Origin of the sequence: Nocardia puris, assembly GCF_036051655.1 — a bacterium.
Taxonomy (GTDB): Bacteria; Actinomycetota; Actinomycetes; order Mycobacteriales; family Mycobacteriaceae; genus Nocardia; species Nocardia puris.
Genome location: NZ_CP107943.1, coordinates 3319440 through 3341466 on the forward strand (window position 1 = coordinate 3319440; position 22027 = coordinate 3341466).

Annotated in this window: 22 protein-coding genes; 7 read left to right on the plus strand and 15 right to left on the minus strand. The window is 70.2% G+C overall.

Translation table 11 applies throughout. From position 1 onward, the window contains the following. Positions 1-36 precede the first annotated feature (36 nt). A complete protein-coding gene (locus OHB21_RS15125) occupies positions 37-1632 on the minus strand; it encodes an MFS transporter (RefSeq protein WP_195124749.1) in 1596 nt (531 codons plus the stop codon). Between the two features lie 114 nt (positions 1633-1746). Here OHB21_RS15125 and OHB21_RS15130 point away from each other — a divergent pair, with 114 nt between their 5' ends. The 3 genes from OHB21_RS15130 (at position 1747) to OHB21_RS15140 (ending at position 5373) form a co-directional block, all read left to right on the plus strand. Then, positions 1747-2388, plus strand: a complete 642-nt coding sequence (locus tag OHB21_RS15130; RefSeq protein ID WP_170160740.1) for a TetR/AcrR family transcriptional regulator — start codon at positions 1747-1749, stop codon at positions 2386-2388. A gap of 401 nt (positions 2389-2789) precedes the next feature. Beyond that, positions 2790-4109, plus strand: a complete 1320-nt coding sequence (locus tag OHB21_RS15135) for a ferredoxin reductase family protein (protein ID WP_195124750.1) — start codon at positions 2790-2792, stop codon at positions 4107-4109. Positions 4110-4224: 115 nt separating this feature from the next. Beyond that, positions 4225-5373, plus strand: a complete 1149-nt coding sequence (locus OHB21_RS15140; protein ID WP_195124751.1) for a damage-control phosphatase ARMT1 family protein — start codon at positions 4225-4227, stop codon at positions 5371-5373. A gap of 4 nt (positions 5374-5377) precedes the next feature. Here OHB21_RS15140 and OHB21_RS15145 read toward each other — a convergent pair whose 3' ends face one another. The 6 genes from OHB21_RS15145 to OHB21_RS15170 all read right to left on the minus strand — a co-directional run bounded on the left by OHB21_RS15145 (position 5378) and on the right by OHB21_RS15170 (position 10737). Next, positions 5378-5851 (minus strand): SRPBCC family protein, encoded by a 474-nt coding sequence (locus tag OHB21_RS15145; protein WP_195124752.1) that lies wholly within the window; start codon positions 5849-5851, stop codon positions 5378-5380. Further along, positions 5848-6174: an ArsR/SmtB family transcription factor gene (locus tag OHB21_RS15150; protein WP_067508207.1), complete on the minus strand. Its 327-nt coding sequence runs from the start codon at positions 6172-6174 to the stop codon at positions 5848-5850. Before OHB21_RS15150 ends, OHB21_RS15145 begins: the two co-directional genes overlap by 4 nt. A gap of 103 nt (positions 6175-6277) precedes the next feature. Then, entirely contained in the window at positions 6278-7429 is a 1152-nt protein-coding gene (locus OHB21_RS15155) for a hypothetical protein (protein WP_195141982.1), read from the minus strand. A gap of 4 nt (positions 7430-7433) precedes the next feature. Beyond that, a complete protein-coding gene (locus OHB21_RS15160) occupies positions 7434-8708 on the minus strand; it encodes a serine hydrolase domain-containing protein (RefSeq protein WP_328439316.1) in 1275 nt (424 codons plus the stop codon). Between the two features lie 104 nt (positions 8709-8812). Continuing rightward, on the minus strand, positions 8813-10093 hold the full coding sequence (locus OHB21_RS15165) for an MFS transporter (protein ID WP_195141984.1): 1281 nt from the start codon (positions 10091-10093) through the stop codon (positions 8813-8815). Then, positions 10093-10737, minus strand: coding sequence for a GntR family transcriptional regulator (locus OHB21_RS15170; protein WP_067508215.1), 645 nt, complete (start codon positions 10735-10737; stop codon positions 10093-10095). The genes OHB21_RS15165 and OHB21_RS15170 overlap by 1 nt, the downstream gene beginning before the upstream one ends. A gap of 203 nt (positions 10738-10940) precedes the next feature. Here OHB21_RS15170 and OHB21_RS15175 point away from each other — a divergent pair, with 203 nt between their 5' ends. Then, entirely contained in the window at positions 10941-11408 is a 468-nt protein-coding gene (locus OHB21_RS15175; protein WP_147265784.1) for a hypothetical protein, read from the plus strand. A gap of 16 nt (positions 11409-11424) precedes the next feature. Here OHB21_RS15175 and OHB21_RS15180 read toward each other — a convergent pair whose 3' ends face one another. The 4 genes from OHB21_RS15180 to OHB21_RS15195 form a co-directional block, all read right to left on the minus strand. Beyond that, positions 11425-11958, minus strand: a complete 534-nt coding sequence (locus tag OHB21_RS15180) for a hypothetical protein (RefSeq protein WP_067508219.1) — start codon at positions 11956-11958, stop codon at positions 11425-11427. A 171-nt stretch (positions 11959-12129) separates the two neighbouring features. Next, positions 12130-12753 (minus strand): DUF305 domain-containing protein, encoded by a 624-nt coding sequence (locus tag OHB21_RS15185; protein ID WP_195124755.1) that lies wholly within the window; start codon positions 12751-12753, stop codon positions 12130-12132. An 82-nt stretch (positions 12754-12835) separates the two neighbouring features. Next, positions 12836-13546 (minus strand): DUF6153 family protein, encoded by a 711-nt coding sequence (locus OHB21_RS15190; protein ID WP_195141985.1) that lies wholly within the window; start codon positions 13544-13546, stop codon positions 12836-12838. A gap of 63 nt (positions 13547-13609) precedes the next feature. Further along, positions 13610-14179 (minus strand): AMIN-like domain-containing (lipo)protein, encoded by a 570-nt coding sequence (locus tag OHB21_RS15195; RefSeq protein ID WP_195141986.1) that lies wholly within the window; start codon positions 14177-14179, stop codon positions 13610-13612. Between the two features lie 535 nt (positions 14180-14714). Between OHB21_RS15195 and OHB21_RS15200 the strand changes: the two genes are divergently transcribed. After that, a complete protein-coding gene (locus OHB21_RS15200; RefSeq protein ID WP_067508226.1) occupies positions 14715-15866 on the plus strand; it encodes a class I SAM-dependent methyltransferase in 1152 nt (383 codons plus the stop codon). A gap of 128 nt (positions 15867-15994) precedes the next feature. After that, a complete protein-coding gene (locus OHB21_RS15205) occupies positions 15995-16861 on the plus strand; it encodes a Bax inhibitor-1/YccA family protein (protein ID WP_195124757.1) in 867 nt (288 codons plus the stop codon). Positions 16862-16939: 78 nt separating this feature from the next. Here the strand turns inward: OHB21_RS15205 and OHB21_RS15210 are convergent, their stop codons facing one another. The 4 genes from OHB21_RS15210 to OHB21_RS15225 form a co-directional block, all read right to left on the minus strand. Then, on the minus strand, positions 16940-17269 hold the full coding sequence (locus OHB21_RS15210; protein ID WP_067508229.1) for a DUF1330 domain-containing protein: 330 nt from the start codon (positions 17267-17269) through the stop codon (positions 16940-16942). Positions 17270-17404: 135 nt separating this feature from the next. After that, positions 17405-18625, minus strand: a complete 1221-nt coding sequence (locus tag OHB21_RS15215) for an acetyl-CoA C-acetyltransferase (protein WP_067508231.1) — start codon at positions 18623-18625, stop codon at positions 17405-17407. Between the two features lie 43 nt (positions 18626-18668). Next, a complete protein-coding gene (locus OHB21_RS15220) occupies positions 18669-19649 on the minus strand; it encodes an SGNH/GDSL hydrolase family protein (protein WP_195141987.1) in 981 nt (326 codons plus the stop codon). A gap of 197 nt (positions 19650-19846) precedes the next feature. Then, positions 19847-20308: a hypothetical protein gene (locus OHB21_RS15225; RefSeq protein ID WP_067508235.1), complete on the minus strand. Its 462-nt coding sequence runs from the start codon at positions 20306-20308 to the stop codon at positions 19847-19849. A gap of 108 nt (positions 20309-20416) precedes the next feature. Here OHB21_RS15225 and OHB21_RS15230 point away from each other — a divergent pair, with 108 nt between their 5' ends. Next, entirely contained in the window at positions 20417-21805 is a 1389-nt protein-coding gene (locus tag OHB21_RS15230) for a cystathionine beta-synthase (RefSeq protein WP_067508237.1), read from the plus strand. Positions 21806-22027: the final 222 nt, after the last annotated feature.

A 22027-nucleotide genomic window follows, 5' to 3' on the forward strand; every position in this document is an offset into this window, starting at 1 on the left:
TGCGTCCGCCCGACCGTCACCAGCTCCGGCCCGGTCCTACGACTGCCGTACCACCACCGCCTGGGGCTCGGCGTCGGCCGCATCCGGCTCCGCCGCACTCTTGCGCGGCAGCAGCGCCGCGACCACCACGGTCCCCACCGCCAGGATGACGGCGGCGATCCCGCTGGCGCTGGAAACCGCACCGGCGAAAGCGGTTTCGGCGGCCGCGACCAGTTGGGCGGCGGCATCGGGCATGCCCGCGGCGCTGACCCGTTCGGCGACCATGAGGGCGCCGCCAATGGAGTCCTGCGCCGCGTCGGCGGCCTCGGCGGGGAGCCTGCCGGACACCTGCGGGGCCAGCTCGGAGCTGTAGGCGCTCGACAGCAGGGAGCCGAGGATGGCGATGCCGAGCGTGCCGCCCAGCTCCAGCGAGGTGTCGTTGACGGCGCCGCCGACGCCGAGCAGCCGCTCGGGGAACGCGTCCATGATGGCGTCGGTGGCGGGGGCGACGCTGAGTCCGATGGCCAGGCCGAGCAGGATCAGCGGCCCGAGGAACGTCGAGTAGCCCGACGCGGCGTCCACCGCGATCAGCCACGCCAGCGAACCGGTGCCCAGCGTCATCCCGGTCACGACCGTGGCCCGCAGGCCGAGTTTCGGCGCCACCACACCGGTGATCGCGGCGCCCGCGAACACCGCGCCCGCCAGCGGCAGCAGCCGGATGCCGGTCTCGAGCGCGTTGTAGCCGAGCACGAACTGCAGGTGCTGCGCCATGAAGAAGATCGAGCCGAAGGCGGCCAGGAAGAACAGCAGCACCGCCAGATTCGCGCCCGCGAAGCCCCGGTCGCGGAACTTGCGGATGTCGAGCATCGGATTCGGGTGCCGCAGCTCCCACGCGACGAACCCGGCCAGCGCGACCGCCGAGACGACGCCCGCGACGACCGCCGACAGGTGCCAGCCGTTGCGCGGCCCCTCGATGATCATGAACACCAGCGCCGCGACCGCGATCACCGACAGTGCCCCACCGACGAGGTCCAGCTGCCCGGCCGACTGCGCCCGCGACGGCGGCACCAGCGCCACGGCCGCCACGATGGCGGCGAGCGCGATCGGCACGTTGATCAGGAAGGTCGACGCCCAGCCGTTGCCCTCCAGCAGCGCGCCGGCCAGCAGCGGGCCCGCGGCGATGGCCAAGCCCGAGGTGGCGGTCCAGAGGGTGATCGCCAGCGCGCGCTCGCGCTTCGGGAATGTCGCCACCAGTAGCGACAGCGTCGCGGGCATGATCATCGCGGCGGCCACGCCCATCACCGCCCTGGCGACGATCACGCCGGTGACGCCGTCGACGGTCGAGCCGAGCACCGCGCCCGCCGCGAAGATCGCCAGGCCGCCCAGCAGCATGCCGCGCCGGCTGTACTTGTCGCCGATCGCGCCCATGAGCAGCATCAGTGCGGCGTACGGGATGGTGTAGGCATCGATGATCCATTGCAGATCGTTGCTGGTCAGCCCGAGATCCATGGTCATATCCGGGGCGGCCACGATCAGCGACGTGTTGGCCATCACCACGATGAGCAGGCTCAGGCACAGCACCGCGAGCGCGGCCCAGCGCCGGCCGTAGGCCCGGTCGAGCTGCGCGACCGGTGTCGTGACTATCAGGGACATCCGAGTTCCTCCATCGTTTATGCACACCGGTGTGAAATTGCTCAGTTGTGTGCAATTTAGGAGATTTGCACTCCGATGTGCAACTATGGCGGCGGAGGAAGTGAAGGGATTCACATGAGCTCGACCGCAACCATGACCGCGCCGGGTGGCGCGCGCGCCCAGGCCAACCGGCGTCGCATCCTCGACGTCGCGGCTACCGAACTCGCCGAGAACCCGTCGGCGAGCATGGAGGACATCGCCGCGGCGGCGGGCGTGGTGCGCCGCACGCTCTACGGGCATTTCCCCAACCGCGACGCGCTGCTGGACGGCATCGTGGACCGCGCCTTCGACGACATCGAGCAGGCGCTGCACGACCCCGAGCCCGGTGAGCCGGTCCGGGTCACCGCGGCGCGGTACACGATCTCGCTGTGGCAGGTCGGGGACAGGTACCGGCTGCTGCTGCGCCTCTCCGAGACCGATCTGAAGCAGCGGATCGAACAGCGTCTCGCGCCGGTCTACGCGGTGTGCCGGGCACTGATCGCCGAGGGCCAGCGGCGCGGCGACTTCGCCGACCACCTACCCCCCGATGTGCTGGCCCGCACCCAGACCGCCTTGATCTTCACCCTTCTCGAAGAGCGCAATAACGAATCCTGGACCGACCCCCAGCCCGCCGTCGTCGTCGCCCGTGCCTCCCTCATCGCCTCGGGCGTACCGCCCGCCGAGGCCGCCGAAATCGCCAGGACGGCAGCGGAATTGGAAGGCTTGCCCGCTTCCTAGCGTGTGGCCCGCTGTGCGCCGTCTCCGCTCGGGTGTTCATCGAGCGAACTTTGTAGGCGACGAGGCAGGACACCCACCGGCTCATCCGGTGATGGGGGAGACGCTGGTCGTCAGCCGACGCGGTGACGTGCGGCTCACGACCGGTGCGGTGCCGGCCGAAGCGCTGACTCATGGCTCCCGGTCGGCGCCGTGCTGGCCGACGCGCTGACTTGCGGCTCCCGACTGGAACGGTCCCGGGTTTCCGACCGGAACGGTCCCGGCAAGCAGGCCGACGAGCGCGCGGCGAGTGCGGCTCGTTTCCCTCGTTTCCGCACCACCCGTAGCTAGACTCCTCGTCAACCGATCTCCGATCGCAAGTGTCCGAACTGCAGTAGCCGGGGCGCGACCGTCAGGAGGATGTGTTGTCGCTGGTAACTCGTGGTATCGCGTGGTTCGGCCTGTATCTGGTGGTGGCGGTGGTGCCACTGGTGTTCGCGGTGGCCGGGGGTGCGCCCGAGGGGCGGGGGTTCCTCACCGAATTCTCGGTGGCGCTGGGCTTCGTCGGCATGTCCATGATGGGGCTGCAATTCGCGCTGGTGGCGCGGTTCCAGGCGGTGGCGGCGCCGTTCGGCGAGGACGCGCTGGTGCAGTTCCACCGGCAGGTGTCCTACGTCGCGCTGGCGTTCATCCTGGCGCATCCGGTGCTGTTGCAGGTCGCGGGCACCGACATCGTCGCGCTGCTGAACCTCGCGCAGGCGCCGCCGCGCGCGAGGTTCGCGGTGGCGTCCACGGTGCTGTTGCTGATCGTGATCGGCACGTCGATCTGGCGCAAGCGGCTGCGGTTGCGATACGAGACCTGGCAGGTCCTGCACGGCGGGCTGTCGGTCCTGGTGGTGGCGTTCGCGCTCGCCCATATGCTGCTCGTCGGCTACTACCTCGACGACCTGTGGAAGAAGCTGCTGTGGGTCGCGATGACGGTGGCGCTGGTCGGTCTGCTGGCGTGGGTGCGGGTGGTGAAACCGATCGTGCTGCGGTTGCGGTGCCCGTGGGAGGTCGCCGAGGTCACCGCCGAGCGCGGCGACGCGCACACGCTCACCCTGAAACCCGTGGGCCACGGGGGATTCCGGTTCCAGCCGGGACAGTTCGGCTGGCTGGTCGTGGACCGCTCGCCGTTCTCGGTCACCGCGCACCCGTTCTCGTTCTCCTCCAGCGCCGAACGCCGTGACGCGGTGCAGATGACGATCAAATCGCTCGGTGACTTCACCTCCACGGTCGGCGAAATCGCGCCGGGCACACGCGCTTTCGTGGACGGGCCGCACGGTGTCTTCAGCCCCGACCGCAACGAAGGGGCGGGGTTCGTGTTGATCGCCGGCGGCGTCGGCATCACCCCGATGACCAGCATTCTGCGCACCATGGCCGATCGGGGCGACCGCAGGCCTTGCCTCCTGTTCTACGCGAACCGCTCACCGGCCGACGCCACCCTGGACGACGAGATCCGCGCTCTCGAAGAGCGCGTGGACGTCACGGTCGTCCGCGTCCTGGAGCACCCGCCCGAAGGCTGGACGGGCGAACGCGGATTCCTCGACCGCGCCATGCTGGCCCGGCACCTGCCGCCCGGCAGCGAGCGGATGCAGTACTTCCTCTGCGGGCCGGGGCCGATGGTGACCGCCGTGGAAGACGCGCTCGCCGCCCTCGGCATCCCGGCCGAACGGGTGCACACCGAACGCTTCGACTTCGTCTGAAACGGGGTAATCATGCGCCACACCTACACAACCCGCGCCGTGTACGCCATCGCGGTGATCCTGCTCGCCGCATCGGCGTGGTTCGCGCTGGCGGTGAACTGACACCATCATCTCCATGGACCTGCCACCGCCGATCTCCCTCGGAACACCGGACTCGTTCGCCCGTAGCGTGTTCCACGAACGCCACCCGAAGCTGATCGAGCAGGTGATCGGCGCCCACCCGTACGGGGCGGCGCAGCGGGCGGCGTTGCGTGAGCTGCTCGCGGAATCGACCGGCGGCGTGATCGAACGGATTCCGGGGAATCCGGCCGACGCGGCGCGATGGGAGGAGTGGGGCCGGGGAATGTGGGGGCGGCCGTGGAGCGAGGCATCGTTCCTGTGGGGCGAGAGTTATTTCTACCGGCGGATTCTGGCGGCGGTAGAGTACGACCGTCCTGGAATCTGGTGCGGGGTGGATCCGTTCGCGCCCACCAAGAGGGCCGAACTGTGCGGGGGCGAGGTCGAGGCGGAGCTGTCCGCGCTCGGGGAGTTCCCCGACACCGAGGAGACGCGCACCGCGCTACTGATGTCGGCGCTGTGGGGCAATCAGGCCGACCTCAGCTTCCAACTGGTCACCGCCGCGGCCACCCGCGCACCGCTGCTGGTGGACGACAGCGCTGCGCTCTGGGATATGTTGCCGCACAACGGAAATGCCGCAGTCGCGGTCATCGCCGATAATGCCGGGCGAGAACTGCTGCCGGACCTGGTGCTGATCGACCACCTCCTCAACACCAGCCGCGCGCAGCGGGTTTCGCTGTATCTCAAACCCGCGCCCTACTACGTCTCCGATGCGACAATGGCCGACCTGCTGGCCACGCTCCGTGTGATGATCGACAGCCGCTTCGAGGGTGCGGCGGCGATCGGGCGGCGGCTCCGCGACGCGATGGTCGACGGGCAGCTGGAACTCCGCACACACGAATTCTTCTGCGCCCCCTTGGATTACCGCGATCTGCCCGAAGATCTCGCGACGGAGTTGGCGCGCTCCACTCTCACCATCCTCAAGGGCGACCTGAACTACCGGCGTCTACTGGGCGACCGGAACTGGCCACCCACCACCGTGTTCGGCGACCTCGTGGCGTACTTCCCCACTCCCGTCGCCGCCCTGCGCACCCTGAAATCCGATGTGATCGCGGGACTCACCGCGGAGTGCGTCCGCGAACTGGACGCCACCGGACGACCCTGGCGCACGACGGGTGAGTACGCGGTGATCCAAGTCGCCCGGTAGGCGGTCAGCCTTGTCCGCCTGCGGTTTCGGCGAAGATGCCGAGCAAGGTGCCCCACCCGCCGGGTTCGGCGGAGACGCGGTCGTGCATGGCGCGGCCGTCGACGAGCCGGTCGAGGTGGCGGTGTTCGAGCTCGACGGTGGTGCGGTCGGGGCCGTCGGCGGTGAAGCGCACCTCGACCTCACTGGCGCGCTCGGGATCTGGGTCGTAGCGCCACTGTCCGTTGATCTGCCAGGTGACAACCAGCCGGTGCGGCGGCTCCCACACCAGGACGCGCCCCCAGTCGCATTCGCTGCCGTCGACACCGCGCTCGTACCAGCGCCCGCCGGCGCGCGGTTCGAGGATCGCCTCAGCGACCTCGGCGGCACCGATGTGGTAGTCCGATGGCCACCAGGAGCCGAACGATTCGGTGAAGAAGGCGAAGGCCTTCTCGAGGGGCAGCGCGACGCCGGTGCTGCGGCGCAAGACGGGCACGGTCATGACGGTTCCTTCCGCTCGGAATCGGTTTCGGCGGCTTTCTGGAAACTGCTCAGCGCGTGGTCCCACAGCTGCTGGAAGTACGCCTGGAACGCGGCGAGCCCGTCCGGATTCACCCGGTAGATGCGCCGGGTGCCCTGCGGTGTCGCGATCACGAGCCCGCCCTCCTTGAGCACCCGAAGGTGCTGAGACACCGCCTGCCGGGTGATCGGCAGCGCCTCGGCCAGGTCGCCGACCGAGGACGGTGTGCGGGCGAGTCGTTCGAAGATCACCTTCCGCGTCGGATCGCCGAGGAGGGTCAGATCTACATCTTCGAAAGCCGTCACATACGTAAGCGTGCGCTTTCATTTACCGGGTGTCAAGGGTGGCGCGACGTCCCGGCCCTTTGTGGGCCGGGGCGTCCGGCAGTGAGCGCAGAGACCGAGGCCGTCACGGTCGTGGCGCGATGCCCCGGGTCATCGAGACCGGGGCGCCGCTATCGACCTCGGAACTACGCGGGGGTGCCGAAATTCTGCGTCCACCAAGGTCCGCCGGAACCGAGGCGGACTCCGACGCCGAATCATCAGCCGGTAGAAGGCGGTGCGCAGGGCGTCGGCTCCGGTACCCGGGAGCGAGGTGGTGAGTCGTGCGACTTGGGCGAGTGCGTCCCGATCGCAGGTCGTGATGCCCCGCGAAATCTATTCGGGTAGTGCGGTTTCCGTGTCCAGCATGGGGGCGATGCGGCCGAGCAGGTCGATGGCCGTGCCCCCCGGCCACCTCCTCGCGCGGGAATGAGGCAAGCATCGTGGGAATGCCGTGCGCGGCGGCGTATCCGGTGACCGATCCGTGGTCGCCAGTGACCAGATCGGACGCGAGAATCGTTTGCTGCCAGCCTCTTTCCGGCGGAATGAGGCGGAGGCCGGCGCGCAGGGCGTCGGTGAACCAGGCGCGCATCTGCGGCGGTCCGTGCGCGAACCACGCGTTGGGGTGGGCGATCGCGGCGACGACGTGCTCGTCCATGTCGAGCTGGCTGATCAGATCATCGATCAGGTCGGGGTGCCTGCCGAGCGGTGAGCCTGCGCCCCAGGTGGACGACAGTGTGACCACCGTGGTGCCGGGTGGTGCGCCGAGTACCGCGCGATACCGTTCGCGCAGTTCACGACTGGCGAACAGGCGGTCGTAGCACGGGTCGCCCGCGACGACGGCATTCGTGAGGGCTTCGGGCGCGAGGCGCGCGAGACGGACGCGGTCGTATTCGTGGGCGAGGACGACCGCGTCGGGAACGGAACCGTCCTCGTGAACCAGCCAGCCCCGCGCCAAGCCGTAGCACGATTCCGTGCGACAAACCGCCAAAGGTGCTTGTATTCTGTGCAATTCACCGCTGTGATGTACCGATATCGGCAGATCGAATTCGCGCCGCAAGGCATCGGCACAGGGAATGGTGATCGCCCCGTCCTCCGCGAGGCAGCGTTCGACGTCGCCGGTGACGTGGGAGACGGACCCGTTCGGGGTGATTCGTTCCGAAGAGGAGCGCACCTTAGTTCGCTCCTGTGACCGACGGCCCGACCACCGTAGCCCGGCGGTGGGCGGGCGCGTCGGCACGGGGTCAGCGGCGTCCGGGTTGCGGGTTGAAGCAGCCGATCACGAAACAGCCGGCGGGCCAGTCCGCGAACGGGGGCGGGAGGGGTTTGCCGAGGCAGGCGAGGGGATCGCAGCCCGGGTAGGCGTACGGGCCGAGGCCGAAGGCGGCGAGGGTGGCGTCCAGGTTGGTCATCATCGGGTCGGTGACGCTGACGTCGGTGGGCTCGATGAACGGCGGCAGGGTGGGCAGGCGGGGTACGCGGAAGGCGCCGGTGACGGTCTCCATCACGCGGTAGGCGAAGGCGGTGTCGGTGCCCGGTGTGGTGATCCCGGTCCAGCTCACCAGCAGGTCCAGGCTCGGCGCGATGTAGTTGTCCTGGCGCATCATGCCGCTCATCTTCAGCGCGTCGGCGGGCAGGCCGGGGAATTCCTGTTCGCAGATCGGACCGTTCACCACGAACAGATAGCCGTAGCAGGGCATCGCCGCCGACGGGCGCGCGGTGTCGGCGAGATAGCCGGCGGAGAGTACGCGCGTCTCGTTCCACATGCCCCGATTCGCCACGAGCAGGCCGAGTTTGGCGAAATCGTCGGGCGCCATGATGAGATGCGCGTGGCCGTAGGCGTTTCCGCTGCGGTCGCGCGCCCAGTGGTAGTCGGTGGGTCGAATGCCCAACGGGTCGAACAGCTTCCGCTGGGCGTAGGACTGGAAGTCCTCGCCGACCGCCTGCTGCACGACGTACGCGAGTAGGTCGACCACGCGCTGGCTGTACTTCCACACCGTGCCCTGCGGCGCTTCGAACGGAATGGCCAGAGCCTGCGCGACGATATTCGAGTCCAGGTGTGCGATGCCGGAAAAGCCTTCGGAGACAACGGCTACTCGCAGCCCGGACGATTCGGTGAGCAGGTTGCGCACCAGAAGCGCGCGATGCTCGGCGTCACCGAGGCCGGGCGGCAGGTAGGCGTCGATGGGGGCGTCCAGATCCAGCAGGCCCTCGTCCACCGCGAGCCCCGCGACGAGCGCCACCACGGGCTTTGTCGCGCTCCATAGGTTCCACGGCAGCCCGCCGGTCGCGGCGTTGCGCGGGCCGGTGACGATCAGGCAGTTGTTGCGGAAGATCTTGACGTTCAGCCGGGTCGGCGCGTCGATGATCGCGCGCACCGGGGCGAGGGCGGCGGAGTCGAGGCCGACCTCCTCGGGTGTGGCGGTCTGGAAGTCGCGGCCCATGGGCAGTGCGCACCGGCGCAACTCCGCGGGCGCGGCGCTCACAGTGCCGGGGAAACTACCGGCTGTCGTCGCCACGAGAAGTGTGATAGCCAGAGCCGCAAGGATTTTCGTGAACCGCCGCACCGTCTGTCCTCCGTCTCCCTCGACCCGGTTGTGAGATCGGAAGAGGCGGGTGCGCGTTACCGGAAACGGCCTCCCACCTGCGCCCCGACTTCCCTTGCCGGAGAGTTCATGGGCGCCCGGTAGTGGCGCGTCACAGTGGCCAGGCAGCCGGCCGCGACGACCGCCAGGCCCACGTACATGATCGGGTAGCCGAGCCCCGTGCTGCGGTGCAGGAACGACAGTGCCGCGGGGATGCCGAAACCCAGGTAGCTCACCGAGTAGAAGACCGCGGTGAGGCCGGCGAGGTCGTCGGGGCGGGCGAGGCGCTCGATCTCCTGCAATCCCGCGACGAGCCCGATGCCGTAGCCCGCGCCGAGCACCACGGCGGTGAGCACCGTCGTCCACAGGGTGAGCGCCGCCGAGGCCAGGCTCGCGACGAGCATGCCCGCGGTGACCAGGATCAGGCCGACCACGGCGGCCCGCGCGGTGCCGGGCCGGTCGATGCGGCGCGCCACCGATTGGATGGCGAATCCGCAGCCGAGGGTGATCACGGTGATCAACGCGGAGAACGCGATCGGCGCGCCGCCCACGTGCGGCAGCATGAGCGTCGGCAGCACGGCGTAGGCGGTGGCCGCGGAGGTGAACAGCCACAGCGCGATGGGGAGCGCGACCAGCAGGAAGCGCCGCTGCCCCGCCGCCGGAATCTTCAGGTCGTCCACCAGTCGTCCCGGATCTGCCTGTGGTGCCACAGTTTCCGGAGCCCGTGCCATCCACGCGGCGGCGGCGACGCACAGGGCGGCGTTGAGCAGGTACGGCAGCGTCTCGGGGAGCGGCCCCCACTGCGCCAGCACACCCGCCACGCCCGCGCCGACCGCGAACCCGCCGGTGAGGCTCATCGCCGACCGGCGTGCCCCGACCCCGGTGCGCGCCGCCGGTCCGAACGGCGGCTGGGCGAGTTCCTTGAGCCAACTGCCGCCCACCGCCATCGCCAACCCCAGCGCGACGCCGCACAGCACCCGGCCCGCGGTCAGCACGGGCACCGCATCCCCGCCGAACGCGAGCAGCAGCGAGCCGGTGGCCGCGATCAGCGGCGCGGGCAGCAGCAGGGGGCGGCGACCGCATCGGTCCGAGAGCGGCCCGCCGATCAGCAGCGCGGGCACGATGCCGAGCACGTAGTAGAACAGCAGCAGGTCCACGGTGGTGAGCCCCAGGCCGTGGCTCTTGTACATCACGAGCAGCGGTGTGAACTCGTTGCCGCCCCACGCGATGGCGAACACGGCGGCGGCCACGCCCCACCAGGCGCGCGGCGCGGTGCCGGAGCGCGCGGGCGGCGTGGCGGTGGTGGTGAGCGTGGCCATCACAGCCCTCGCAGCGCGAGCTGGTGCACGCCGGAAAGGTGCTCGACGAGCGCGGTCGCGAAGGCGGCGGTGTCGCCGTCGGCGATCAGAGCGGCCAGGTGCGCGTGCTGGTCGATGATCCGCGGCACGTCGAGCGGGCCGCGGCGCAGCGCGAGGCTGTTCATCCGGCGCTGACGCTCCCGCAGCGAGTCGTAGAAGCCGGTGAGCAGCGGGTTGCCCGCGGCGGCCACGTAGGCGCGGTGGAAGTCGGTGTCGGCGAGCGCGAACGCGTCCAGATCGGTGGCGAGCTCCCGCTGCCGCGCCAGCGACTCGCGCAGCGCCGCGTCGATGCCCGCGCGGTCGGTGACCGCCAGTGCGCGCACGGCCGCCGTCTCGACCACGTACCTGGCGTGCGCGACGTGTTCGGCCTCGTCCGGCGGGATCGGCACCACGAGTGCGCCGCGCTTGGGGTAGAGCCGCATCCAGCCCTCGGTCTCCAGACGCAGGAACGCCTCCCGCACGGGCGTGCGCGAGGTGCCCAGCTCGGCGGCGACCTCGCCCTCGCTGATCAGCTCGCCGCCGGCCAGCGCGCCGGTGAGAATGCGCTCCTTGACCGCGCGATAGGCCTGCTCGGCCGATGAATACGTCTTAGACACAAGTTGCATACTAGTAGCCGGTCCCGAGGACTCGTTGTGGGATCTCCAGGGCGGCGGTCGGCCCGCTGGTGAAATCCCCAGCGATCGCGGATCGCGTTGCCGCAGGACTGAGACCCAGGTCACGATCGAAGCGGAGATTGCGCGACGTATGCGCGACCGCGTCGCGATGCCCCGGCCACGGTGGCCGGTCCCTCGGAAGGCGGATTGCGACGATGACAGTACGGCAGACGTACATGACCTACCGGCAGCTGTACCGGATACCGGTGGCGCTGGCCGGAACACAGGTGGTCCTGCGGATCGGCGCGGTCGGCGCCGTGTCCATGCCGGACCCGCTCGGTTCACTCGTACAGCGGCTGCTCCAGCCCGAACAGGACGCCGGGCCCGTGTACGCCGACCCCGCCGCCGCGCGCTGGGTGTTCCTGACCGACGGCATTCCCGAATGCGAACCGCACGACCGCGCGCGCCTGGCCGACGCGGGCGTGCGGATCGCCGAATGGGGTGACCAGATCGCCCTGCCCCTGCTCAGCGAGGGGCGCAGGATCACCGCCGACGAACGGCACTGGCTCTGGCCGCCCGGCTACGAACTGCCAAGGCCCGCACCGTTTCTCACGGGCGTGCTGGACGCGATCGGCGCCCGGCGCGCGCACGGGCACGACCTGGTGAACTGGACTGTAGCCTGAAGTCCCGCAACAGCGCCTAGTACGCGCGGCAGGCTTCGCGCAGCGCGTCCTTGGTGTCGTTGAACGTGTCGATCGCGGCGTTGAGCGTGTCGACGTCGGCGCGCTGCTCCAGCGTGTCGGCGAGCGCGTTGGTGTCGTCGCGGTAGGCGGTCAGCTTGTCCGACAGATCGCTCGGCAGGTCCCGGGTGATCGCCTCGTCGACCTCCTGCGCGTTCGCGCGCAGCGTCTCGACCGCGGCGTTCGCCTTGGCCTCGACGTCGGGCGCATTGTTATTGCCCGCGTCGATGTAGGCGTTGAAGGTGTCCACCGAACTCTCGTTCGCGGTGCCGAACGTCTCGCAGGCGCTCTCGGCGGCCCGCGCGGCCGCCGCCGCCCGCGACGACGACGCCGCCACCGACGACGAGGTGACCTCCGACGCGTACGCGGCCAGATCGGCCTGATTCACCTCCGGTGTGCCGGTCACCTGCTCGGCACACGCCCCCAGAAAGATCAGTCCCGTAGCGGTGGCGGCCACGGTGGCGGTCAGGCCCGCGCGTTCCAATCGTCGCATGTCTGTTCGCCTTCCCCTCGATACATCGGCGTAAACGGATCGCGCCGGGTCGGCTTCGACGTTACTTCTCCCGGTGTTCCCTGTCGGCTCGGCGTGCCGATATCGATGGCCAACCGATATACGCCCCCCGTGCGCGGCGGGCCGGTCGGGGCCCGCCGCGCGCAGGTCGGCTCAGTTCTGGCCGAGCATCTGGCGCATCGTGGTGATCTCCGCCTCTTGATCGGCGATCACGGTGCGGGCCAGCGCTTGGGCGTCGGGATTGACGCCTTCGGCGAGTTCGGTCTTCGCCATATCGACCGCGCCGAGATGATGCTCGATCATCATCTCCAGCCACATCCGGTCGAACGCGTCACCGGAGGCGGCCTCGAGCGCGGCCATCTGCTCCGGCGTCATCATGCCCGCCATGCCGTGGTCGCCGTGCGCGCTGGCGTCGGCGGTGGGCGCGGGTTGGCCGAACGCGACCAGCAAGGTGCTGATCTGCGCCATCTCGGGGGCTTGCGCCGCCTCCACGTTCGCGGCCAGATCGCGCAGCGCCGCGTTCTGGGTGCGCGACGGCACCAGTTGCGCCATCTCGACGGCCTGCGCGTGATGCGGGTACATCATCTGGAGGAACATCACGTCGGCGTCGGTGAAATCGGTGCGCGCGGCGGGTGCGGTGGTGGCGGACGCGGTCGTCGCGTGGGTGCCGTGGTCGGCGGTGGTAGTCGATTCGGTGTCGTCGCTACAGCCGGCGGCGAACAGGGCGGCGGCGGCCGCGACGGCGGTGACGGCGACGCGGGTACGGGTGCGGGACATGTCTGTACTCCTGGGGACTTCGTGCGGAAATGGGCAGGCTGCGACCGCGCCGCGTGGCTGTGCCACGGGCGCGGGAGGCCCATCAGATCCGCAGAATCGACAATTCGGCCAGGGATAACACGGTCCACGGTGGCGAGCGCTCCCGCCGCGGCCGCCAATGTCGCGGCCGCGTGACACCCCCGCCCGGCCGGTCCACGGCCAGGCGGTAGAGCACGACGAGGGCCACGGCCAGCGCGAGCATGGTCAGGATGAACACGCACGCGTGCAGCCCGGCGTGGTTGTCGTCGCAGTCCGCGCACCCGGGAGCGGGGGAGAAGGCAGTGGGTGCGCTCGCCGAGCCTGGCTCGCTCACTGGCGAGTCGGTGATGTGGTGGGCGTGCGTGAGCGACGCGTCGGCGGGCACGGTGAGAGCTTCGGCCCAGGTGGCGGCGATCGGGTCGTGAGTGAGGGTGGTGGGGTCGTGCGGGCGGTCGCCGGCCGCAACGTCGTCAGGCAGATACGTCAGTGAGGCGGCGCCTGCCGCAGGTTCGGCGGGAAAGCTCGTAGCGGAGCCGGTGGCCGCCTGGCGAGAGTCGAGAAGAGCGTGGTGAGGGTCGGCCGGGAACGCGGCGGAGGAACGTGCGGCGGTAAGGTCGCCCGCCCCCGGCTGGTGGTGGCCGGCACGCGTCGCGTCGGCCGACCCGTGGCCGGTGACGAGGCCCGTGTGCATCGCGAGGATGCCGGTGATGAGGGCGAGCAGGCCCAGCAGCCGGAGGAGTCCGGATGCGCGCTGCGGGGCGGGCTCGAGGTCCACGGCCGCCAGTGTAGAGGAGTGGGGTGGGTGGTTACCTGTACCCCCTGTTGGTATCGAAAACCGCTAGTGAGGAGCGGCGATGTCGATGACCAGGCGGGTGGGGTTGGTGAGTGTGGTGACCTCGAAGGCGGGGCGCTCGTCGTTCACGCCGATGAAGGACTGGGTGGTGCCCTCGAAGACGAGGGTGCGGTACACGCCCGCGATGAGCGGCGCGCTGGCGTCGGTGGCGGGGTCGGGGCCCTCGTACGGCGTGACGCCGCTGTCGAACGGATACGCCGAGCCGGTGATCCGCACCTCCAGCAACGACTGACCCGCGATGTCGAGCACGGCGCCGCTGCCGTCCTGCACCGCGCGGTCGGTGTAGCCGACCTGCCAGCCCGGCGTCCCGGTGCCGCCGAACTCGTACACCACCCGGTCGAAACCGGAATGGGTGCCGATGCGGATATCGGTGACGGTGAGGGCGGCACCGGGGGAGTGTTCGCCCCGCTTGGGCTGCGCGTCGGCGGGCGGTGCGGCGTCCGAGGTGGGCGCGACCGCCGTGGTGCCGGGTTCGGCGGACGATCCGCTGTCGCTGTCGCAGCCCGCGACCAGGGCCGCCACCGCGGCGATCGCCACCAAGAACTTGTTGCGCATGTGACAGATGCTACTCAGACGCGCGGGGGTTGCGGTGGGATCGCCGGGACTCGGCGTGTGGCGGTGGTGCTGTTATGTGTCCCCACGCGAGTCTAGGACGAGACTCGCTCCGCGAGTGGAAGTTCCCGCATCGGGGTGGTGAAAGTCGTTGCCGGGGAACGCGATGGCTTCGCCGACTGCCGGCGTGGTCGCCAGCGGTATGCCGGAAAGCCGCACGGCGGACGCCTCCGCGTCCGGGGTTCCGGCGGGGTGCGACGCTGCCCCGACGGGTCTCGGACGCGTGCGGGCGGAATTCGAAACGAAGGTTGCGGTTCGCAATCGTGCGCGTCCTGGCGAAACCGTGTTCGCGTCCCACTGTCCGGAACGCCGGTCGTTGGGGCAGCGCATTTTTCGCGTCGGAAGTAATCGCGCGATCCTGTCGAATTCGCTTGCGCCGGTTGACATAACGCGGACTCGCGACGCGGGCACAAGCCATTACGACCCCGATCCCCGGGGTGGTCGCGCCGATCGGGCAACGATCTAGCACACTTGAGTCGTGGACGAGGTCGAGGATGTGCTGGGTCGCCTGCGGCGGTATCCGGATGTGGAGGCGGCGAACCTCTATGCCGTGGACGCCGCCGATCGGCTGATCCTCGACGTGGCCGCCGACACCCTCGCGAGCGCCGGTAGCGGGGAGGTTGCCATTATCGGCGACAGCTACGGCGCGCTCACGCTCGGCGCCATCGCCGCGCACGACCTGCGCGACGTGCGCGTGCACCAGGATCTGCTGACCGGCGAACTCGCGCTCGCGAACAACGCCAAAGCCGCCGGGCGCACCGACCGCTACACCGCCCATCCGCTCGGCCCCGGCCTGCTCACCGGCGCGACCGTGGTGCTGATGCGCCTGCCGCGCGCGCTGTCGGGGCTCGCCGAGATCGCCGACGCCATCGCCCGTTACGCCGCGCCCGGGGTGCGCATCATCGCGGGTGGGCGTGACAAGCATCTCACCAAGTCCATGAACGACGTGCTGGGCGAATACTTTTCGGAGGTCCGCGCGAGCCTGGGCAGGCAGAAGTCCCGCGCGCTGTTCGTCTCGGGTCCGAAAACCGTTGGGGAGCCGCCCTTTCCGGTGTACGAGCGAATCGGGGAGCTGGACATCGAGGTGGTTGCGCACGGGGCCGCGTTCTCCGGCGCCAAGCTCGACATCGGCACCCGCTTCCTGCTCGAACACCTCAAGCTGATGAAGCCCGACGCGCGCGAGGCCATCGATCTCGGCTGCGGCACCGGCATCCTGGCGGTGGCGCTGGCCAAGGCTCGGCCCGCGCTGCGGGTCACCGGCACCGACCAGTCCGCCGCCGCGGTCGCCTCGGCGCGCGCCACCGTCGCGGCCAACGGCCTGGCCGACCGGGTGGCGGTCGTGCGCGACGACGCCATGTCCTCGGCCGCCGACAACAGCGCCGACCTGGTGCTGTGCAATCCGCCGTTCCACGTCGGGGCGGCCGTGCACACCGGCTCGGCCATCAAGATGTTCGCCGAGACCGGCCGGGTGCTGCGTCCCGGCGGCGAACTCTGGACTGTGTACAACACCCATCTGGACTATCGTGGCGTTGTGGAGCGGATGGTCGGGCGGACCGATGTGGTCGGCCGGAACCGGAAGTTCACCGTGACACGGTCGGTGCGTGGTCTGCACGACGTCCGGCAGCGGTAGAGTCCGAATTGTCCGCCTCGCCCGACGTGACGGGAACTCGGTACGGGTGCCCGTACGTTGGAGAAGGCAGTTGGATATCGGGCACTGCCCCGACAGACAGCGGCAACGACTCCAGAAAGGCACTGACGGTGCGCACGACAAGCAATCCGGTTTTTCGAAACCTCCCTCGGCAGGAGGGCGGCGGCTACGCCAACTTCGGGTCGGGCGTAGCGGGTGCCGGCCAGATGGGGCACCAGTACGGCCAGCAGCAGTACGGTGAGTACCCCGCCGGGTACGGCCAGCCGTACCAGCAGGCCCCCGCCACCCGCTCGATGACCATCGACGACGTGGTGACCAAGACCGGCATCACCCTGGGTGTCCTGGCCGTCAGCGCGATCATCGCCTACGCCCTCACCTCGATGAACACCGGTCTCGCGCCGCTGTTCGTGATCGTCGGCGGCCTCACCGGCCTGGTGCTGGTGCTGGTCGCCAGCTTCGCCAACAAAATGGACAACCCGGCCCTCGTGCTGGGATACGCGGTGGCCGAGGGCTTGTTCCTCGGAGCGCTGTCGTTCATGTTCACCGACATCTCCTTCGGCGGCGTCGGCGGCAGCGGTCTGATCGCGCAGGCGGTGCTCGGCACGTTCGGCGTGTTCGCGGGCATGCTCGTGGTCTACAAGACCGGCGCCATCCGCGTCACCCCGCGCTTCACCCGCATGATCATCGGCGCCACCATCGGCGTCGTGGTGCTCATGCTGGGCAACTTGGTCGCGAGCTTCTTCATGGACGGCGGCTTCGGCTTGCGGGACGGCGGCCCGATCGCCATCATCTTCAGCCTGGTCTGCATCGCGATCGCCGCGTTCAGCTTCCTGCTCGACTTCGACGCCGCCGATCAGCTGATCCGCGCGCAGGCGCCGGAGAAGGCGGCCTGGGGCGTGGCGCTGGGCCTGACCGTCACGCTGGTCTGGCTCTACATCGAGATCCTGCGCCTGCTGACCTACTTCCAGAGCGACTAGCCGACCGCGGGTCACGCCCGCTACCGGCACAGGGCGGCCACCGGAATTCCGGTGGCCGCCCTTCGTTCGTCCGGACCTTCAGCCGAGGTCCTTCAACACGTCGGTGGCGACGTGGTCGTCGCCGCAATCCGGGGCCAGCACCGCGACGCCCGACGAATTGTCGGTGCGCAGGGCGAGGATGTCGCGGTACGCGGGCGAGTCGTACCAGCCCTCCGCGGCGGCCATATCGGGGAACTGGATCACCACCACGTTGCCGTCGGCGGGCCCCTCCTTCACCACCTGGCCCGCGCCGTGCACCAGGAACTTCCCGCCGAACGGCGCGAGCGTGGCGTCGATCCGCTCGAGGTACTCGACGATTCCGGGTCCGAGATCGACGTTGTGCAGATGCGCGACGGCGTAGGCGGGCATCGTGGCCTCCTGGGCGATGGGGTTGCTTGTCGCCCTTCATACTTCCGCGCGACGAGGCCGGAGTCGATTACCCGCGAGGTAAAGCGGAAGGGCGGCCACCGCGACCGGTGACCGCCCTTCGGCTCGGGGGTGCGCTCAGCTCAGGCGCTCGAGCACCATCGCCATGCCCTGGCCGCCGCCGACGCACATGGTCTCCACACCGAACTGCTTGTCGTAGGTCTGGAGGTTGTTCAGCAGCGTCGCGGTGATGCGGGCGCCGGTCATGCCGAACGGGTGGCCCAGCGCGATCGCGCCGCCGGACACGTTCAGCTTGTCCTCGTCGATGCCCAGCGCGCGCGCCGAGCCGAGCACCTGCACGGCGAACGCCTCGTTGATCTCGAACAGGTCGATATCGCCGACGGTCTTGCCCGCCAGCGCCAGCGCCTTCTTGACCGCCTCGATCGGGCCAAGGCCCATGATCTCGGGCGACAGGCCCGAGACGCCGGTGGACACGATGCGCGCCAGCGGGGTCAGGCCCAGCTCCTTGGCACGCACGTCGCTCATGATGACCAGCGCGGCCGCGCCGTCGTTGAGCGGGCAAGCGTTGCCTGCGGTGACCGTGCCGTCGGGGCGGAAGACCGGCTTGAGCTGCGAGATCTTCTCGTAGGTGGTGCCGGGGCGCGGGCCGTCGTCGGTGGAGACGACGGTGCCGTCGGGCAGCGTCACCGGAGTGATCTCACGCTCGAAGAAGCCGGACTTGATGGCCTCCTCGGCGCGGTTCTGCGAGCGCACGCCCCAGTGGTCCTGGTCCTCGCGGGAGATGCCGGTGAACTGGGCGACGTTCTCGGCGGTCTGGCCCATCGCGATGTAGACGTCGGGCAGCTCGCCCGCCTCGCGCGGGTCGGCCCAGCCGTCGGAGCCGCCCTCGGCGCGCTTGGCGGTGCGGGCCTCGGCCTCGGCGAACTGCTCGTTGTGGGTGTCGGGCCAGCCGTCGGAGGTGCCCTTCGGGAAGCGCGACACGGTCTCGACGCCGGCCGAGATGAACACGTGGCCCTCGCCGGCCTTGATCGCGTGCAGCGCCATGCGGGTGGTCTGCAGCGACGAGGAACAGTAGCGGTTCAGCGTGACGCCGGGCAGGAAGTCGTAGCCGAGCTGGGTGGCCACCACCTTGGCCATGTTGAAGCCGGCCTCACCGCCGGGCTGGCCGCAGCCCAGCATCAGATCGTCGATCTGGGTGGGATCCAGCGCGGGCACCTTGTCCAGGGCGGCGCGGACCATCTGGGTGGCGAGGTCGTCCGGCCGCATGCTCACCAGGGAACCCTTGCCTGCGCGGCCGATGGGAGAGCGGGCGGTCGAAACGATAACTGCCTCTGGCATGAGGGCTCCTTCGTGCGTGCTGCTCAGTTTTGTACTGGCACCTCTATGTGTACCGAATGTGGAGAGCGCCGGGAACGTCGCCCCGGCCATTGCGCGCTCCGGCGTCGGCCGCCGGTTTCTGGGCGACCATCGCGACCAGCCGCGCCGCGAGCCCGCGCCGGGCCCGCGCCGCGCCGTCGTCGGTGTCGACGCCGCGCCGTTCCAGCGCCTCGAGCAGCACCGGAAGGATCTGCGCCGCCGCCAGTTCGTAGCCCGCCGCCGACGGGTGGAAGCCGTCGGCGGAGAACATCTCGTCGGGCGCGGCGAGGAATTCGCGGCCGAGCACGCCCATCTGCACCGGGTGCCCGCCCGCGGCCGTGGTGACGGCGAACTGCGCCTTGGCCAGCCGCACGCTCCAGTTGTGGACGATGGTGCGCAGCGGCTGCGGGATGGCCGCGACGGTGCCCAGATCGGGACAGGTGCCCACCACGACCACGCTGCCCGCCAGGTGCAGGCGGGCCACCGCCGCGCCCAGCCTGCGCGCCGAGGCGCTGATCGAGTGCTTCTTGGTGATGTCGTTGGCGCCGACGAAGATCACGGCCGCGTCGGGCGGCGGCCCCGCGACGAACATCGCGTCCACCTGGCCCGCGAGGCCCTTGGAGGTGGCGCCGGAGATCGCCTTGGTGCTCAACCGGATTCGCTTGCCGGTGGCCTCGGTCAGCGCGCGGGCGATCCGCACGCCGGGTACGCCCTCGGCGTCGGCGCATCCCACACCGGCCGCGGTGGAGTCGCCGAAGATCATCAGGTGCAGGTCGGCGTGCTTGCCGGTGCGCCACGGTTCGGGCGCCGCGCAGCCCGCGGTGTAGATGCCGTCGGCCTCCGGGGGCTTGGAGGTGTCGCGTCCGATGACGCCGCGCGCCGCCCCCGCCTGCGCCATCAACCATCGATACGCCACCCACGACGCGGTGCCCGCGCCCGATCCCGCGATCAGCGTCGCGGCACCGGTCACGGCGGCCGTGCGCCAGCTGATCCTAGGTGCGCCCACGTTCAGACATGGTACGTGCTCGCGCCCGCCCGGGCCGCTCACCAGGGACGACGGTCGCGCGTCGCGCCGGGACCGAAGGATGCGAGATCGGCGCGGGTCGACGGTATTCGGGGCTGTCGGGCCAACGCGCCCGCACCGCCCGGTACGCCGAGCAGCAAGCGGCCCGCTCACGAGGTACGCGAGCGGGCCGGGATGGGTCAGGCGGGGACGTCGAAGGAGGCGTGGGCGGGGATGCTCGGCGCGTCGGTGGTGACGGTGACGTCGACGCGGCCGGGCCCGGTGTCCTGGAACAGGGCGTACTGGATGCTGCCGTAGATGCCGGTGACGACGATGTTCTCGTAGACGCCCGCCGCGCCGGTGGTCACATTGCGCCAGGCCACCGTGGCCTTCACCTCGCACAGCGGGGCCAGCGGGTAGCGGCCGGGGCCGACGCCGGAGACGGGCGCGGCGCGCATGTTCAGGATGGCGCGGCCCGGCCATTCGGGGCTGGTGTCGGCCCAGGTCTGGATGGTGGTCCAGCACAGGCCGCCGCGCGCGACCGTCGGGACGTCCGGGAAGCCGACGGTGGCCGCGTGCGCCGACGCACCGGATCCGAGGACGGTGGCGGCGGCCGATGCGGCGAGGACGATGGCGGCCCTGGTGATGGAGGTCTGCCTCATGGCTCCCGATCCTAAGCGCGGAGCGCGGCCGGTGCCTCGATGTCGGAATCGTCACCTCGAGGGTGGCGTGGGCGAACCCGCTCCGGAGCCTTCTGCAACGATGGGGCAATGCGCATCGCGGATCATGTCGTGGACCTCATCGGCAACACGCCCCTGGTCCGGTTGAACAGCGTCGTCGGCCCGAACGCCGGGCTGGTCGCGGCCAAGATCGAATATCTCAACCCGGGCGGCAGCTCCAAGGACCGGATCGCCGTCAAGATGATCGAGGCGGCCGAGCGGGACGGCCTGCTGAAACCGGGCGGCACCATCGTCGAGCCGACGTCCGGCAACACCGGCGTCGGCCTCGCCCTGGTCGCCCAGCAGCGCGGGTACAAGTGCGTGTTCGTGTGCCCCGACAAGGTGTCCGAGGACAAGCGCAACGTGCTGCGCGCCTACGGCGCCGAAGTGGTGGTGTGCCCGACCGCCGTGCCGCCGGACCACCCGGACAGCTACTACAGCGTCTCCGACCGCCTGGTCGACGAGATCGAGGGCGCCTGGAAGCCGAACCAGTACTCCAACCCGGGCGGCCCCGAGAGCCACTACGAGACCACCGGCCCGGAGATCTGGCGCGACACCGACGGCAAGGTCACGCACTTCGTCGCGGGTGTGGGCACCGGCGGCACCATCACCGGCACCGGCCGCTACCTCAAGGAGGTCTCCGGCGGGAAGGTGAAGATCATCGGCGCCGATCCGGAGGGCTCGGTGTACTCCGGCGGCACCGGCCGCCCGTACTTGGTGGAGGGCGTGGGCGAGGACTTCTGGCCCACCGCCTACGACCCGGCCGTGCCCGACGAGATCATCGCCGTCTCCGACGCCGACTCCTTCGACATGACCCGCAGGCTGGCCCGCGAGGAGGGCCTGCTGGTGGGCGGCTCCTGCGGCATGGCCGTGGTGGCCGCCATCGAGGTGGCGCGCCGCGATCCGGACGCGGTCGTGGTGGTGCTGCTGCCCGACGGCGGCCGCGGCTACCTCTCGAAGATCTTCAACGACCGGTGGATGAGCTCCTACGGCTTCCTGCGCAGCCGCCTGGACGGCAGCCCCGAGCCGCTGGTCGGCGACGTCCTGCGCGGCAAGACCGGCGGCCTGCCCGACCTGGTGCACACCCACCCGTCGGAGACGCTGCGCGACGCCATCGAGATCCTGCGCGAGTACGGGGTGTCGCAGATGCCGGTCGTCGGCGCGGAGCCGCCGGTGATGGCGGGCGAGGTGGCGGGCAGCGTCACCGAGCGCGATCTGCTCTCGGCGGTGTTCGAGGGCCGCGCCCAGCTCACCGATTCGGTGGCCGAGCACATGAGCCCGTCGTTCCCGCTGATCGGGTCGGGCGAGCCGATCTCGGCGGCCACCAAGGCGCTGTCGGACACCGACGCGCTGATGGTCGTCGAGGACGGCAAGCCCGTGGGCGTCATCACCCGCCACGACCTGCTCGGGTTCCTGAGCACGGGGCGCATCGGCGCCTGAGTTCGGGCCCGACGGCGACGGTCGGCGTACGCGTCCGGGCGGTGGGCTTTTCCGGTGAGCGCGTGCGTCCGGCTGTGGACGACCGTCCAGCTTCGGCGCACCGGGGCCTGTCGCGGCGACGCATGTGGCAAATTCATCGCAATTGCCTATGATCGAGCACTTCCAGGGGTATAACCGGCCTTGGAGCCGTGGCGGGCAACCGTGCTCGGCATCGTCGGATTC